This window comes from Pseudomonas lyxosi, from assembly GCF_047758685.1.
GTDB lineage: Bacteria > Pseudomonadota > Gammaproteobacteria > Pseudomonadales > Pseudomonadaceae > Aquipseudomonas > Aquipseudomonas lyxosi.
In genome coordinates, this window is the sequence record NZ_CP180481.1 from 6285457 (window position 1) to 6301162 (window position 15706).

The following is a 15706-nucleotide window of genomic DNA, read 5'->3' on the forward strand; positions in this document are numbered from 1 at the left end:
CGTCAGCCCGACCAACATCAATATTGAACATGACACCTATCACTCCGATAGCCAGCCTTGATTCGCCGACTGGTTTAGCCCGGCCTATTCTTTGTTCAAGAGCCTCAACGAACCAAGGAGTACCATCATGGGTAAACGTCACCCCAACCTCCCCGCCTGGCAATGGCGAGCGTACCCGAACAATCACCAGCACCCGACCAATCTGGTGCTGCACCTGATTGCCGTGCCGCTGTTCATCGTGGCGTTTCTGCTGATTGTCTCGGGAGTGTTCAGTCTGAGCTTCACCAATGTCGCGATTGGCGTCATCGGCCTGCTCGCCGCCCTCGGCTTGCAACGCCACGGTCACAGCCTGGAGGTGCAAGCCTCCGAGCCATTCAGTGATCGCAAAGATGCCGTGTCGCGCTTGCTGGTCGAGCAGTTTCTGACCTTCCCACGGTTCTTCCTGAGCGGCGGCTGGTGGCGCGCCTGGCGTGAGCGCCACCGTCGTCACTGATCAGGCGAAAATCGTCACCGTCTGCCGGCTCATGGCAATCAACTGACCGTCCGCGTTCCACAGCTTCGCGGCCGCATGGCCGTAGCCGTCATCGGCATGTTCGGTTTCAACCAGGTATTTGCACCAGTCCAGCGTGCTCAGTTCCAGCAATGGCTGGACGAATTCAATGGTCCAGGTCAGCGTGCTGCCCATCGCCGGTTTATTCAAATGCGGCATCAGGGCCGGTGGCCAGGCGTCGACCAGCGCCAATATATGCGCTTCGCTGACCGCCTCTTCCTTCACGTCCCCACGCAAGCGCACCCAGCCGCCCATCTCGCGGGATTTGTTGCCCGTGAACGGCAGACCGCCAACGCTCCAGCGCATCGCCAGATGCTGCATGAACTCCGGGAGTACCCCTTTGATGAACGGCAGTTCCTGACAATCGTCCCAGTGCTTCATCTCGGGCGCCGGTTCGGCGATCACCGCCACTTCCGACGCTCGCGAGGCGCCGAAGCTGCCCTGGACCAACGTCACCACTTGGCCGTTTTGCATTGCCCGACCCAGCACCTGGCTGACAGCCTTGCCTTCGCGCAACACATCGACTTCAAAGCTGACCGGCACTTCAGGCTCGACCGGGCCGACAAAGGTGATCGCCAACGAGCGCACCGGACGATCCGCCGGGACCTTCGCGCGCATGGCTTCGTACTGCAAGGCGGCCACCAGGCCACCGAAACTGGCACGCCCCTGAGCCCATTTGGCCGGAATAGACAGCTCCAGCGGCTGGCTGCGGACAGCGTCGAGCAGATCGGAAAAGCGCATGAAAACCTCGGTGCGGGAAAAGGATGAAGGGATCTTAACCAGCCTGTGGGGATGGCACAGCGCTTATTCCGGCCAAATTGACTGACAGATGAGCCGGATAGAGCCACCGCCCTTTGTAGCAGCTGCCGAAGGCTGCGTTCGGCTGCGTAGCAGTCGTAAAACCTGCCAATGCGGTTTACAGGTATACCGAGATAACCGGATTAGCGACTGCTACGCAGCCGAACGCAGCCTTCGGCAGCTGCTACATAGATCTGTCTTGTGGTGGTTTCAGGATTTGAAACAGGCAGCGCTGAGTTTGTCGAGGACGCGGTCGGCGCGGCCTTCGGCTTTGGCCATGGCAGTTTTCCAGGCCGCGACGCAGGGCTGCAAATCGGTTTCCTGCTCAGCTATGGCCAGCCATTGCAAGCAATCGTGCCAATCGCCCAAGGCACCTTGCGCGGCCTTCAAGCGCGGCATCGCCGCTTTCGGCAGTCGATCCAGTTCGGGATAGGCTTCGATGCCGTAACGCACACGCTTGATCAGCAGGCGCAAACGGTGGCGATCATGCGCCGGATCGTGCAGGGCTTTGTCGAGTTTTTTCCATTGCTTGGCCAACCGTTTTTCGATGCGCTGACGCAAGCCCTTGAGCAAGCCCTGACGCTGGGAGGCCCGCAGAAAACGCGGAAAGGCATCGAGGATCATCAGCAACTGCGCCACTTCAGGACTCGTCGCGACCGCCGGGTAAGCCTCGGCCATCTGCGCCATACGCCGATGGGCAGCCTCGGGTTGATCATGCTCGAGCAGGTACGCCGCCAGCACTTCGCGATCGCGCAACGGCGTGGTCAGGTCGCCGACCCGGGACGCCGCTGCTTCCAGCTGTTCGACCCCGGGCAAGCCGCGCAATGGCCGCAGCAAACTGCGTAAACGGCGCACCGTGGTACGCAGATCGTGCAGCGCTTCAGGGTCGGTGCGGGCACTCAAGCGTGCCTGACAGGCCAGCAAACGGACTTCCAGGCCCAGGACATGAGCCACCAACCGGTTAATCATGGGGGTTTACTCCGTAAACAGCTGCAAGCCGCCAGCCGAAATCCGGGGCGACCGACTTATTGCTTGCAGCTTAGAGCTTAGAGCTGCTTTCAGCGCCCCGCGCGCGATTCACGAATATAAAAACGCGCCTTCTCGGCCTTCTTGGCGCAGCCTTCGAACGCTTCGAATTGCTGCTGGGTCTTGGCGCCGGTCAGCAGCGACAGGGCCTTGGAATAGCTGACAGTTCCGGCAAAACCTTCAGCCTTGGCCAGATCCAGTTCACGCCACGCGGCATCGATCCCGCTACCGCAGCTGTCACGGTAAGCGGTTTTGCCGGCACAACCGGCAAGTACCAGGGCGATCAAAGGTACACAGATCCAGGCTTTCATTATTCACACCTCAAAGATAGGTAAACAGTCGTGCAGTTAAGACGGTCTGGCGCGTGAAAAGTGCCTTGGCCCCGCCTCGGAAACTCTAGTGCTCGCGAGAATACCCATCTGCCGCCAAAGAGTGTCGAAAAAACGACGCCCTCGCCTCGCGGAACGACCTTAGCGATTGAAGCGCGCCCCTCGATGGGTGCATTGTTGAACCTTGTCAGACGAGGGCGATTCATGAAAAAGCGTGTCGCGCTGGTGCTGGGCTCAGGTGGGGCCCGGGGCTACGCCCATATCGGGGTCATTGAAGAGATCGAACGGCGTGGCTACGACATTGCCTGCATTGCCGGATGTTCCATGGGCGCGGTGGTTGGCGGGATCTATGCCGCCGGCAAACTCGACGATTATCGCAACTGGATCGAAAGCCTGGATTACCTCGATGTCTTGCGTCTGGTGGACGTCAGTTTTCGTCTGGGCGCGATTCGCGGGGAGAAGGTTTTCGGGCAGATCCGCAAGATCGTCGGCGAGATCAATATTGAAGACTTGCGCATCCCCTACACGGCGGTGGCTACCGACCTGACCAACCAGCAGGAAATCTGGTTCCAGGAAGGCTGCCTGCACCAGGCCATGCGCGCCTCGGCGGCGATTCCCAGCCTGTTCACCCCGGTGATGCAGGGCAACCGCATGCTGGTGGACGGCGGCATCCTCAACCCTTTACCGATCGTACCGGTGGTGTCGAGTCATTGCGACCTGATCATCGCGGTCAACCTCAACTCCACCAACCAGCGCCACTATCAACTGCCGGTGATCCAGCGCCCGGCGGCGTTCAAGACCCGTTTCGACAGCCTGATCAACTCGCTCGGTTCAAAATTGCCCTTCCGCCGCAAGCAGGCAGAACAATTGCTGCTGCTGGAAAAAGAAGCGTTGATGGCGGAAGCGGCCGAGATCAACCCGTGGATCGAATCCGCCGAACCCGAAGCCCAGCAACCGGCCGCTGCCCCTGAACGCGACGGCGCGCCGAAATCCGCCACTGGTTCATTCATCATCGACAACGTCGGGCCGGCGTCTTTGCTGGACCTGATCAACCAGAGTTTCGAGGTGATGCAAACCTCATTGGCGCAGTACAAGATCGCCGGTTATCCGCCGGATATTTTGATCAACGTGCCGAAACGGGTGTGTCGGTTTTTCGAGTTTTACAAGGCGCCGGAACTGATCGCGCTGGGACGGGAGATTGCGCGGGATACGCTGGATCGGTATGAGAATGAACGGGACTCCTGAGATCAGGCATCAAGCAACCGATACCCAACCCCAGCCTCGGTGACGATAAACCGCGGCTGAGTCGGATCATCCGCCAGTTTCTGCCGCAAGTGCCCGACCACAATCCGCAAATAGTGAGTGTCCTCGGTATGGGTCGGCCCCCAAATATCCTTGAGTAATTGTTGCTGGGTGATGACCCGCCCCGGATGTCGCGCCAGTTGCGCCAGTACCGCGTATTCCTTGCGGGTCAGTGCGACTTCTGTGCCGTCGAGCAACACCCGGCGATAAGCCAGATCCACGGTCAACGGGCCGAATGTCAGCGCCGCTTGTTGAGCTTCTCCCGCCGGAGCCTGACGCAACAAGGCGCGCACCCGCGCAAGAAACTCCTGAATGCCAAACGGTTTGGTCACGTAGTCGTTGGCGCCGTTGTCGAGCGCTTCGACCTTCTGCCCTTCACTGGCGCGCACCGAGAGCACCAGCACCGGCACTGTCGACCACTCGCGAAACTCGCGCAGCACTTGCTGCCCGTCCATGTCCGGCAAGCCGAGGTCGAGTACCAGCAGGTCCGGTTTATTCAGGGCGGCCTGGGCCAGGCCCTCGGTGCCGGTGCCGGCCTCCAGCACTTTGTAGCCCTGGGAGACGAGGCTGATGCGCAGAAATTTGCGGATCTGCGGTTCGTCGTCGATGACCAAAATGGTCGCGGTCTGGTTCATGAATTCACATCAACACAAAGAAGTGGCAAGAGAGTAACGCAAGCACGATCAGGCTTCACTTTCGGCTCTTAATTTTCAAAGGCCGGCTGAGCCTGCAACGGCAGGTGCAAGGTGATGCAGGTGCCGCGCCCTTCGATGCCATCGGCGACGCTGATCCGCCCGCCGTGAGCACCGACCATGCCCTGGCAGATCGCCAGCCCCAGACCGGTGCCTTGCCCGCCACGATCACCGCGCGCGGCGGTGTAGAACATGTCGAAAATCTTCGCCCGCTCTTCCTGCGGAATCCCCGGTCCTTCATCGCTCACCGAAAAAAACAGCTCGCTGTCGTCGGCTCCAGCGCGCAATTGCAGACGACCGTGAGGCGGTGAAAACCGCGCGGCGTTTTCCAGCACGTTGACCAGCGCCTGTTCGATCAGCGCGGCGTGGACGTACAGCAGCGGCAACTCCGGCGGCACTTCGGTGGTCACCTGCAACGGCGCCAGCACGGCGCGCAGACGATTGAGCGAACTGCCGACGATGTCGGCCGGCGACACCCAGTCCCGCGCCAGCTTCAGGGCGCCGTGTCCGAGACGGGTCATGTCCAGCAGGTTCTGGATGTAGCGATCGAGGCGCTCGGCTTCATCGCGAGTGCCTTCGAGCAGTTCGCGGCGATCCTCCAGCGGGATCGCTTCACCGAGGGCCAACAGGCTGTCGATGCTGCCGCGCATGGAGGTCAGCGGCGTGCGCAAATCATGGGACACCGAGGCCAGCAAGGCACTGCGTAGTTGCTCGGTTTCGCCATGCAGCCGGGCGGCTTCGAGGTCTTCGGCCAATTGCGCCCGGGCCAGCGCCTGAGCCAGCGGCTGGCTCAACGCGGTCAACAAACGGCGACGCTGACCGCTCAAGGTCTGGCCCTCTTTGGCGCACACACCGAGCAATGCCAGCGGCCCGTCTTCCACCGACAACGGCCACCACCACCAACGCCCGAACGGCAGCGTGCCGGTGCCCGCGCCCGCCGGTTGATCGTGTTGCCAAGCCCAATCGGCGGCAGCGCGCTCGGATTCAGAAAATTCCAACGGGCCACCGGTTTCGACTTTCCAGCCGCCCTGCCCGTCTTGATTGAGCAGGCAGAGTTGCAGATCACTCCAGCCATTGAGGTGCTGGGCCGCTGCGCTGACCACTGCCTGGCGGTCGGTGGCGGCGGTGAGTTTGCGCGACAGGTCGAGCAGTTCGGTGGTCTCTTCCTGAGTGTCGCGCAGCGCCTGCAATTGCCGCCGTTGCCGGGCCGCGAGGTTGCCGGTGAGCGCCGCCATCAGCAGGAAGAACAGTAAGGTCAGCACGTCTTCTTCGCGCTGGATGCTGAAGGAAAAATTCGGCGGGATGAACAGAAAGTCATAGGTCAGAAACGACAGCGCCGCACAGGCCAGCGCCGGGCCGAGGCTGCTGCGCACCGCCACCAGCAACACCGCGGCGAGGAACACCAGCGAGATATTGGGCAGCGGCAAGACACTCGCCACCGCCCAGGCCAAGGCACTGGCGATCACCGTCGCCACCAGCGCCAGCGCGTAGTCGAACCACACCAGTGCCTGCGCCGAACGCTGACGCGGTTGATGCTGTTCGTGATCGCTGTCGAGGACGTTGATTTCCAGCCCGCGCGCATCGCGCAGTAAACGCGACGCCAGTCCGCCGCCGAACAGCCGTCGACGCAAACGCTGCCGGGACTGACCGACCAGCACTAGACTCGCGCGGCGTTCGGCGGCGTGCTGGATCAGGGTTTTCGCCACCTCGCCGGCGCGCAACAGCACCACTTCACCGCCGAGGCGTTCGGCCAGTTGCTGGGCACTTTGCAGACGTAGGCGCGACTGCTCGTCACGCACACTGCCGTTGTCCACATGCACCAGGCTCCACGGCAAATGCCGACGCTGAGCGACGCGACTGGCGTGACGCACCAGACGCTCGGCCTGTGCATCGCCATCGACGCCGACCAACAGACGACCGCGTATCGCCGGCGCCGCTTGGCCAAGCTGGCGATAGCCCTGGGCCAAATCATCATCGACCTGAGCGGCGGCGGTTTGCATCGCCAGCTCCCGCAAGGCCGTGAGGTTGGTCTGGGTGAAGAAAGCGTCGATGGCCGCCCTCGCCTGCTCCGGCACGTAAACCTTGCCATCGCGCAAACGCTCGAGCAGCTCGCGCGGTGGCAGGTCGATCAGCAGCAGTTCGTAGGCTTCTTGCAGCACCCAGTCCGGCAGGGTTTCGCGAACCTGCACACCCGTGATGCCGCGCACTTTGTCGTTAAGACTTTCCAGGTGCTGGACGTTGACCGTGGTGAACACGTCAATGCCTGCCGCGAGCAATTCCTGAATGTCTTGCCAGCGTTTGGTGTGGCGACTGCCGGGGGCGTTGCTGTGGGCCAGTTCGTCCACCAGCACCAGTTTCGGTTTGGCTGCGAGCAGGCCGTCGAGGTCCATTTCTTCGAGCATCACGCCACGGTATTCCGAGCGCACCAACGGCTGCTGTGGCAAGCCGCCGAGCAGCGCTTCGGTCTCGGCGCGACCGTGGGTTTCGACCACGCCGGCAATGACTTTCACGCCTTGGCGCAATTGGGTGTGGGCCGCTTGCAGCATGGCGTAGGTCTTGCCGACACCGGGCGCGGCGCCGAGAAAAACCTTGAGCCGGCCACGGCCGTCGCGGGGCAGGTCTGCTAACAGCGCGTCGGCGCGGCCGGAGTCACTCATGCTTGAAGTTCTCTCTATTGATCGTTCCCACGCTCCGCGTGGGAATGCAGCCCGGGACGCTCCGCGTCCCATCCAGAAGCGGACGCAGAGCGTCCATTGATGCATTCCCACGCAGAGCGTGGGAACGATCATTTGCTACAGGTTTTCCAGCGCGATGTTCAGCGCCAGCACATTCACCACCGGCGGACCAACGAGCGGCTGCTCGATATGCGCATCCATCAACTGCTGAAGGGTCGCCACCGGCAGATTGCGCGCCGCTGCAACACGCGCCAGTTGATAGGCAATCGCGGCCGGTGGCAAGTGTGGATCGAGGCCGCTGCCGGAGGTGGTGACCATCGCCAATGGCACTGGCCCCTGTCCCGGCACCAGCAGCTTGTTGGCATCGTCGATCACCCGAGTAGCCAGGGCCGGGTTGCTCGGCGAAAGGTTGCTGGCACTGCTCGACACGGTGGCAAATGCACCGGCCGATGGCCGCGGATGGAACCAGGCGTCGCCGACGAAATCCTGGGCGATCAGTGAGGAACCTCGGACCTTGCCGTCGGCGTCGTGGACCAGGCTGCCATTGGCTTGATCGGGGAATGCGACCTGGGCGACACCGGTGACGACCAGTGGATAGGCAACGCCAGTGATCAGGGTCATCAGGACGAGCAGGCTCAGGGCCGGGCGTATCATTGTGGACATTTCAAAATCCTCGAATTCGCAGAAAGCGGTGTGCCTGGCACACCGCCCCAGGGTCAAACCAGATGCAACGCCGTCAACAGCATGTCGATCGCCTTGATCCCCACAAACGGCACCAATATCCCGCCCAATCCATAGATCAACAGATTGCGTCGCAGCAACGCCGCCGCACTCGCCGCTTGCACGCGCACGCCGCGCAATGCCAATGGAATCAGCACCACGATGATCAAGGCGTTGAACACGATTGCCGAGAGAATCGCGCTCTGCGGACTGCTCAGGTGCATGACGTTCAGCACGCCCAGTTGCGGGTAGATCGAGGCGAACAGCGCCGGCAAAATCGCGAAGTATTTGGCCACGTCGTTGGCGATGGAAAACGTCGTCAGCGCACCACGGGTCACCAGCAATTCCTTGCCGATCTGCACCACGTCCAGCAGCTTGGTCGGATCGCTGTCGAGGTCGACCATGTTCGCCGCCTCGCGTGCCGCTTGCGTGCCGTCGTTCATCGCCATACCCACGTCCGCCTGGGCCAGGGCCGGGGCATCGTTGGCACCGTCGCCGCACATGGCGACCAGGCGACCGTCGTTCTGCTCGTGGCGAATGCGCGCCAGTTTTTTCTCTGGCGTGGCTTCGGCCAGCACGTCATCGACGCCCGCTTCGGCCGCAATCGCTGCGGCGGTCAGCGGGTTGTCGCCGGTCACCATGACGGTGCGGATGCCCAGTTTGCGCAGTTCGGCGAAACGCTCGCGGATGCCGGGTTTGACCACGTCTTTCAGGTGGATCGCGCCGAGCAATTTACCGTCGGCGCAGACCAGCAACGGGGTGCCGCCGCTCTGAGCGATCTTGTCGATTTCTCGGGACAGCGGCGCGGCCAGATCGGAGCGTTTCAGGCCAACGAAGGCCAGCAACGAATCCACCGCGCCTTTGCGATACACGCGGCCCCGATAGTCGACACCAGACAGACGCGTCTCGGCGCTGAACGGTACGGCGGTGAGCAACTCGGTGGCCGGCTCAGGTTGTGGCTGAGTACCACGCAGGTATTCGACGATGGATTTACCTTCAGCCGTGTCATCGGCCAGCGAGGCGAATAAGGCACCCTCGGCGAGTTCCCTGGCAGTGACGCCAGGTGCCGGATAAACCGCGGTGCAACGACGGTTGCCGAAGGTGATGGTGCCGGTCTTGTCCAGCAGCAGGACGTGTACATCCCCCGCCGCTTCCACGGCGCGACCGGATTTGGCGATCACATTCAGGCGTACCAGACGGTCCATCCCGGCGATACCAATAGCCGACAATAGACCGCCAATGGTGGTCGGGATCAGCGTGACCAATAACGCCACCAGGAACACCAGCGGCAGGCTGCCGTTGGCGAAGTGAGCGAACGGTTGCAGGGTGACAACCACCAACAGGAAGATCAGGGTCAGGCCGATCAGCAGGATGTCGAGCGCCACTTCGTTCGGGGTTTTCTGGCGTTTGGCGCCTTCGACCAGGGCGATCATGCGGTCCAGGGTCGACTCGCCCGGGTTGGCGGTGATCCGCACCAACAGCCAGTCGGACACCAGTCGGGTGTTGCCGGTGACGGCCGAACGGTCGCCGCCGGACTCGCGAATCACCGGCGCGGATTCACCGGTAATCGCCGCTTCGTTGACCGCTGCGATACCTTCGATCACCTCGCCGTCACCGGGGATCATTTCCCCCGCTTCAACGCGGACCACATCGCCCTTGCGCAAGCTGGTGGCCGGCACCACTTGAAAGGCGCCGTTGCTGGTTTTGCGCCGAGCACTCAGACCTTCGCTACCGGCCTTTAGGCTGTCGGCGCGAGCCTTGCCGCGACCTTCGGCCAACGCTTCGGCGAAGTTGGCGAACAGCACGGTGAACCACAACCACAAGGCGATTTGCGCGGCGACAAAGGTCGGCACGCTGCTGTCGGGAATGAAGCACAGCACGGTGGTCAGGATCGCGGTCAGCTCGACCACCAGCATCACCGGCGCGCGTTGCAATTGCCGAGGGTCAAGCTTGACGAAGGCTTGCACCAGCGCCGGACGCCAGAGGGCCGAGATCGCGGTTTTTGGTTGTTCCGGCGCCTTGACGGCAGCGGCTTTAGTTGCGGGCATATTCATCATTGACTCCTTAGAAGCCCAGGCTCAGATGTTCAGCAATAGGACCCAGCGCCAATGTCGGCAGGAAGGTCAAACCACCCACCAGCAAAATGGTCACGGTCAGCAGAGTCACGAACAGCGGGCCATGGGTCGGGAAGCTGTTCTGGCCGATCGGTGCGGTTTTCTTCATCGCCAGGCTGCCGGCCAACGCCAGTACCGGGAGGATGTAACCGAAGCGACCGATCAACATGCCAAGGCCCAGCATCAGGTTGTGGAACGCGGTGTTGGCACCGAAGCCACCGAACGCCGAACCGTTGTTGGCACTGGCCGAGGTGTAGGCGTATAGCAACTGGCTGAAACCGTGGGCACCGGGGTTGCTCACCGCTGCAACTGGGCCAGGCAGGCTCGCGGCAATCGCGCCGAGTACCAGCACACCGACCGGCATGACCAGCAAGGTCACGACCAGCAACTGGACTTCCCTCGCCTGCAGTTTCTTGCCGAGGTATTCCGGGGTGCGGCCGATCATCAGGCCGGCGAGGAACACCGCGATCAACACGTTCAACAACATGCCGTAGAGCCCGGCACCGACGCCGCCGAAGATCACTTCGCCGACCATCATGTTGACCATCGCGACCATGCCGCTCAGCGGGTTGAGGCTGTCGTGCATGCCGTTGACCGAGCCGTTGGACGCCGCGGTGGTGGTCACCGACCACAGCACCGTGGCGGTCGTGCCGAAGCGTGCTTCCTTACCTTCCAGCGGCGCGGTCTGTTCGACAGCAACATTGTTCAGGGTCGGGTTCGGCTGGTATTCAGCCCACAGCGACGTCGCGCCGCCGATCAGGAACAGCGCCAGCATGCAGGCGATGATCGCGCGGCTCTGACGCAGGTCTTTCACGTAGTGGCCGAAGGTGAACACCAGCGCCACCGGGATCAGAATGATCGAGCCGACTTCGAACAGGTTGCTCCACGCCGTCGGGTTCTCGAACGGGTGCGCCGAGTTGACGCCGAAGAAGCCACCGCCGTTGGTGCCCAGTTGCTTGATCGCAATCTGGCTGGCGGCCGGCCCGAGCGGGATCACCTGATTGACGCCTTGCATGGTCACCGCATTCACGTACTGAGTGAAGGTTTGCGGCACGCCCTGCCAGACCAGATACAGCGCCAGCAGCAGGCACAACGGCAGCAAGCCGTAGAGGGTGGCGCGGGTCATATCGACCCAGAAGTTGCCGAGGGTCTTGCTCGACTTGCGGCCAATACCGCGACACAAGGCAACTAGCACGGCGAGGCCGGTGGCGGCGCTGACGAAGTTCTGCACGGTGAGGCCGACCATCTGACTCAGGTAGCTCAGGGTCGCTTCGCCGCTGTAGGACTGCCAGTTGGTATTGGTCATGAAGCTGACGGCAGTATTGAAGGCTTGCGTCCACTCCTGACCCGGTAGGTTTTGCGGATTCAGCGGCAAGTAATCCTGGAACAACAGAATCGCGAACAACAGCAAAAAGCCCGCGAGGTTGAAAGCGAGCAAGGCCAGGGTGTATTTCTGCCAGCTCTGTTCGGCCTGCGGATCGACGCCGGCCACCCGATAACACCCGCGTTCAACCGGTCCGAGAATCGGCGAAAGCCAGGTGCGCTGACCTTCCATCACCTTGTAGTAGAAGCGCCCCAGAAACGGTGCCGGGATCAGCACCAGGGCAAAGAAGGCCAGGATCAGCCAATAGTCATAACTGTGCATAGCCGCTCCTAGTTCCGGTCCGCGCGCAACAGCGCAACCAACAGATAAATGAACAGCCCCACTGCCAGTAGCAGTGACACCCCGTCCAGAACGCTCATGGAAGTTCTCCGTGTTACGGCGTATTGCCGCGTGTGGAGCCATTGTCGGGAGGGAGGCTGTAAAGGAGCGAGATCGAGGGGTGGGGCGGGGAATAAAGAATGCGTAAAGAGTGGTCTTATGCTGCGGTTACAGCGGTGTTCGGGCGGGCCTCTTCGCGAGCAAGCCTGCTCCCACAGGGATCGACGTAGTGCGGGCAAACGTATTCCAAATGTGGGAGCGGGCTTGCTCGCGAAGACGGCAGAACAGGCAACAACGCCCCCAACTGGCGCACAAAAAGCGCCCATCCAGCCACGAACATCCCCGATACGACAGCTTTCAGCGCTTTACGACGCCCTCCTGCAAAATGGCACGCCCACTGCAAACGCCCTCTCCCGAGCTTTCCAAACCGTTCAGGGAGCAACGCATGAACACACAACTCAAACCCACGCTGGGCACGCTGCACCTGTGGGGCATTGCGGTCGGACTGGTGATTTCCGGTGAATACTTCGGCTGGAGTTACGGCTGGGGCGTGGCAGGCACACTCGGTTTTCTGGTGACGTCCTTCATGGTCGCCACCATGTACACCTGCTTCATCTTCAGTTTCACCGAACTGACCACCGCGATTCCTCACGCTGGCGGTCCCTTTGCCTACAGCCGCCGCGCCTTTGGCGAGAAAGGCGGATTGATCGCGGGGCTGGCGACGCTGATTGAATTTGTCTTCGCACCGCCAGCCATCGCTCTGGCGATCGGTGCGTATCTGAACGTGCAGTTTCCAGCGCTCGACCCGAAACACGCCGCGGTCGGCGCCTACATCGTGTTCATGGGCCTGAACATCCTCGGGGTGAAACTGGCCGCAACCTTCGAACTGGTGGTCTGCGTTCTCGCAGTGGCCGAGCTGCTGGTGTTCATGGGCGTGGTCGCCCCGGCGTTCAGCTTCAGTAACTTCGCGCTGAACGGCTGGGCCGGTTCCGATGTGTTCGGTGCGCCGGCGATTGCCGGGATGTTCGCGGCGATTCCCTTCGCCATCTGGTTCTTCCTGGCCATCGAAGGCGCGGCCATGGCCGCCGAAGAAGCCAAGGATCCGAAACGCACCATTCCGAAGGCCTACATCAGCGGCATTCTGACGTTGGTATTGCTGGCGATGGGCGTGATGTTCTTTGCCGGCGGCGTCGGTGACTGGCGCACCCTGTCGAACATCAACGACCCACTGCCGCAAGCGATGAAAACCGTGGTTGGCGAAAGTTCGGGCTGGTTGCACATGCTGGTGTGGATCGGCCTGTTCGGCCTGGTGGCGAGTTTCCACGGAATCATCCTCGGCTACTCGCGGCAGTTCTTCGCCCTTGCCCGGGCCGGTTACCTGCCGGCGTCCCTGGCCAAGTTGTCACGTTTTCAGACTCCGCACCGGGCAATCATCGCCGGTGGCGTGATCGGCATTGCCGCGATTTATAGCGATGGTTTGATCAACCTGGGCGGCATGACACTGACGGCGGCGATGATCACGATGGCGGTATTCGGGGCGATCGTGATGTACATCATGAGCATGCTCAGCCTGTTCAAACTGCGCAAAACCGAACCGAATCTGGAGCGCACCTTTCGCGCGCCGTGCTATCCGCTGGTGCCGTTCATTGCGCTGGTGCTGGCGGTGGTCTGCCTGGTGGCAATGGCCTGGTTCAACACGTTGATCGGGTTGATCTTCCTGGGCTTCATGGCTGTGGGGTTCGTGTACTTCATGCTCACGGCGCAACTGCGTGCCGATGCGCCGGCGGATGCGATGCTGACCGGGCTCTAAACAGGCGAAGTGCGGCTGTCAGAACAGGCATAGAATGGAACCACTGCGAAATTTAATCGCTCAAAGTGGTATGCACGATCGGTTGGCAAAACCCGCCAATCGGCCTGCCCTCAAGGAGAGCCCTATGCCCTGGTATGCCTGGTTGATTCTGATCGTTGCAATCGGCTCGATCGTTGGTGGTTTGATGATGTTGCGTGACACCGCCAACAAGGTCGAACTGACCGAAGAGCAACGCAAACGCGTCGCTGAACGCAACGCGGAAGCGGATGCCAAGGATGCGCAGGACCGCTAAAACAAACCCTGTCATTCTCATTGAATGACAGGGTTTTGCGTTTCTACTTTTCCCAATCGGCCTTGGCAATGTGCAGGCCGTGCAGCCCTTTGTATGCCGCGCGTTCCGGCTGGCTCCAGCCCTCAAGCAACGAATCCTCCAACCGATAAATCTCCACCCCAAGCGGGCGACACACGCTTAGCGGGTCCTGCGCATCCGGCCCCCACATGGCCAGCGACAGGTCACCACCCGGGCAGGTCGAGAGCGCACACAACAGATCGATTTCGGCAAAAAACTCCAGGTAATCGCCCTTCTGCGCCGGACAGGCTTTCATGAAGTACATGTCATCGTGGTTCAGGCCCGTGCACTGGAAAATGTTCAGCACGTCATGCACGTCGAACTCGGTCAGCCCATGAGGTAGCACTGCGCGGGTCAGGTTCGAGTGGCAGTGATGATGGAAGTCTTCGCCGGTGAGCATTTTGTTCACATAGGGATCGCAGCGAGTGCCCAGCAAGTCGTGCAGGCGACCGCCATGTTCGTCGATCCCGTAACCGGCCAGGCTGTCATCGGTGATGGTCACCAGCGGCCGCAGAAAAGGCAGGTTCGACCAAAGCCGATCATGGGTGCTGACGTGTGCGCCCTGTAATTGCCGGGTGCGCGCCGCCCACAAACGCTCCCGTGGATCGTTGGCATTCCAGACGTTGAAATCCCCGACTTGCGGCCCGACGGGCGTGGTCACGCGAAACACATGCCCGGCTGGCACTTTCCAGGCGCGGCCGGTGCGGATCGGCACTTCGAATTCCTCGATCAGCGTGCGCCCGTCCTTCTTGTCGCGGATCCGTTCGTAGAAGGCTTTGTCCACCTGCAAGGCTGAGCCTTTGCTGACTTGATAGGCCGCCGGATAGTCTTTGTACATGGCACGAATCCTCGATCAGTGATGGGAAACTGGGGCAAGCATTTGCAACAGGAGGTGTTCGGAATCGTCGAGATACAGGCTCATGGCATCCTCGGCCGCGCGCCTGTCGCCCTCGGCCAACAACTCATGAATCTGCCGGTCACGCGCCAGCCAGGGCGCCTGAAAACGAGATTCATCGGGGGCGGTGCAGAACACCAGGCGCAATTGCGCGACGACGTTGGTGAAGAACTCATCAAACAACGGACTGCGCAGCAATCCGACGATGTGTTGATGGAAAGCCAGGCTGTGGGTGCCGACAGCGCGCCAGTCTTCGCGCTCCCGGGCAAGCTCGGTGGCTTCCAGGGCTTCGAGCATCCGGTCGGATTGATAGTCGCGCAGCGGCTGACTCGCGCTGATGGCCTGCAGCTCCAGGGTGCGCCTGACCTTGAACAGATCCCGCACGTCCTCGATGCCCAGCCTGCGCACCATCACGCCCTTGTTGCGCACATAACGGGTCAGACCTTCCTGCCCCAGGCGATGCAGCGCTTCGCGAATGGTATTGCGGGATGCGTTGTAGGCAGACACCAGATCGTTTTCCACCAACGCCATGCCGGGCAGCAAACGGCCGCCAATGATGTCGGCGCGCAACTCAAGTGTGATGTGGTCAGCCAGGGACAGTCCGCTGTTCATACTCATTGCCTCGTGATTGTTCAACAATCGTCAGTTAATGAGTAATCACTATTCGTGCCACTTTATTCTAGACAGAAGGACGAAGTTGGACGCATCTGCATGCTTTTTAGAAGTAGAAGTACAATCACCATC

The 15706-nt window shown here is 61.4% G+C and carries 15 protein-coding genes; 4 read left to right on the top strand and 11 right to left on the bottom strand.

The features are described 5' to 3' along the window. Positions 1–127 precede the first annotated feature (127 nt). Positions 128–493, top strand: a complete 366-nt coding sequence (locus tag ACMXYI_RS28825; protein WP_415770413.1) for a terminase — start codon at positions 128–130, stop codon at positions 491–493. On the opposite strand, the gene ACMXYI_RS28830 is transcribed toward ACMXYI_RS28825, so the two are convergent. The 3 genes from ACMXYI_RS28830 to ACMXYI_RS28840 form a co-directional block, all read right to left on the bottom strand. Continuing rightward, entirely contained in the window at positions 494–1291 is a 798-nt protein-coding gene (locus ACMXYI_RS28830) for an acyl-CoA thioesterase (RefSeq protein ID WP_415770415.1), read from the bottom strand. Between the two features lie 267 nt (positions 1292–1558). Next, positions 1559–2317, bottom strand: coding sequence for a CHAD domain-containing protein (locus ACMXYI_RS28835; protein WP_415770416.1), 759 nt, complete (start codon positions 2315–2317; stop codon positions 1559–1561). 89 nt (positions 2318–2406) lie between these two features. Beyond that, a complete protein-coding gene (locus tag ACMXYI_RS28840) occupies positions 2407–2685 on the bottom strand; it encodes a hypothetical protein (protein ID WP_415770418.1) in 279 nt (92 codons plus the stop codon). Between the two features lie 222 nt (positions 2686–2907). On the opposite strand from ACMXYI_RS28840, the gene ACMXYI_RS28845 reads away from it, so the two are divergent. Continuing rightward, on the top strand, positions 2908–3948 hold the full coding sequence (locus ACMXYI_RS28845) for a patatin-like phospholipase family protein (protein ID WP_259152413.1): 1041 nt from the start codon (positions 2908–2910) through the stop codon (positions 3946–3948). A gap of 2 nt (positions 3949–3950) precedes the next feature. Here ACMXYI_RS28845 and ACMXYI_RS28850 read toward each other — a convergent pair whose 3' ends face one another. From ACMXYI_RS28850 to kdpF, 6 genes are all read right to left on the bottom strand, one after another. Next, positions 3951–4640: a response regulator gene (locus ACMXYI_RS28850; protein WP_415770420.1), complete on the bottom strand. Its 690-nt coding sequence runs from the start codon at positions 4638–4640 to the stop codon at positions 3951–3953. Between the two features lie 68 nt (positions 4641–4708). After that, positions 4709–7354, bottom strand: coding sequence for a DUF4118 domain-containing protein (locus ACMXYI_RS28855; RefSeq protein ID WP_415770422.1), 2646 nt, complete (start codon positions 7352–7354; stop codon positions 4709–4711). Positions 7355–7489: 135 nt separating this feature from the next. Then, complete coding sequence (gene kdpC, locus ACMXYI_RS28860) at positions 7490–8035, bottom strand: potassium-transporting ATPase subunit KdpC (protein WP_415770424.1); 546 nt, start codon at positions 8033–8035, stop codon at positions 7490–7492. A 53-nt stretch (positions 8036–8088) separates the two neighbouring features. Continuing rightward, on the bottom strand, positions 8089–10146 hold the full coding sequence (kdpB, locus tag ACMXYI_RS28865; RefSeq protein WP_415770426.1) for a potassium-transporting ATPase subunit KdpB: 2058 nt from the start codon (positions 10144–10146) through the stop codon (positions 8089–8091). Between the two features lie 10 nt (positions 10147–10156). Further along, positions 10157–11851 carry a potassium-transporting ATPase subunit KdpA gene (gene kdpA / locus ACMXYI_RS28870; protein WP_415770428.1) on the bottom strand — a complete coding sequence of 565 codons (1695 nt, stop codon included), beginning with the start codon at positions 11849–11851 and terminating at the stop codon, positions 10157–10159. Positions 11852–11859: 8 nt separating this feature from the next. Further along, positions 11860–11949 carry a K(+)-transporting ATPase subunit F gene (kdpF, locus tag ACMXYI_RS28875; protein WP_007899818.1) on the bottom strand — a complete coding sequence of 30 codons (90 nt, stop codon included), beginning with the start codon at positions 11947–11949 and terminating at the stop codon, positions 11860–11862. A gap of 404 nt (positions 11950–12353) precedes the next feature. Between kdpF and eat the strand changes: the two genes are divergently transcribed. Further along, positions 12354–13718, top strand: coding sequence for an ethanolamine permease (gene eat / locus ACMXYI_RS28880; RefSeq protein WP_033055766.1), 1365 nt, complete (start codon positions 12354–12356; stop codon positions 13716–13718). A 124-nt stretch (positions 13719–13842) separates the two neighbouring features. After that, positions 13843–14010, top strand: a complete 168-nt coding sequence (locus ACMXYI_RS28885) for a DUF2897 family protein (protein WP_008006000.1) — start codon at positions 13843–13845, stop codon at positions 14008–14010. 43 nt (positions 14011–14053) lie between these two features. On the opposite strand, the gene ACMXYI_RS28890 is transcribed toward ACMXYI_RS28885, so the two are convergent. Both ACMXYI_RS28890 and ACMXYI_RS28895 read right to left on the bottom strand, forming a co-directional pair. After that, positions 14054–14905 carry an urea carboxylase-associated family protein gene (locus ACMXYI_RS28890; RefSeq protein ID WP_008148761.1) on the bottom strand — a complete coding sequence of 284 codons (852 nt, stop codon included), beginning with the start codon at positions 14903–14905 and terminating at the stop codon, positions 14054–14056. A 15-nt stretch (positions 14906–14920) separates the two neighbouring features. Continuing rightward, a complete protein-coding gene (locus ACMXYI_RS28895; RefSeq protein WP_415770431.1) occupies positions 14921–15574 on the bottom strand; it encodes a GntR family transcriptional regulator in 654 nt (217 codons plus the stop codon). Between the last annotated feature and the right edge of the window lie 132 nt (positions 15575–15706).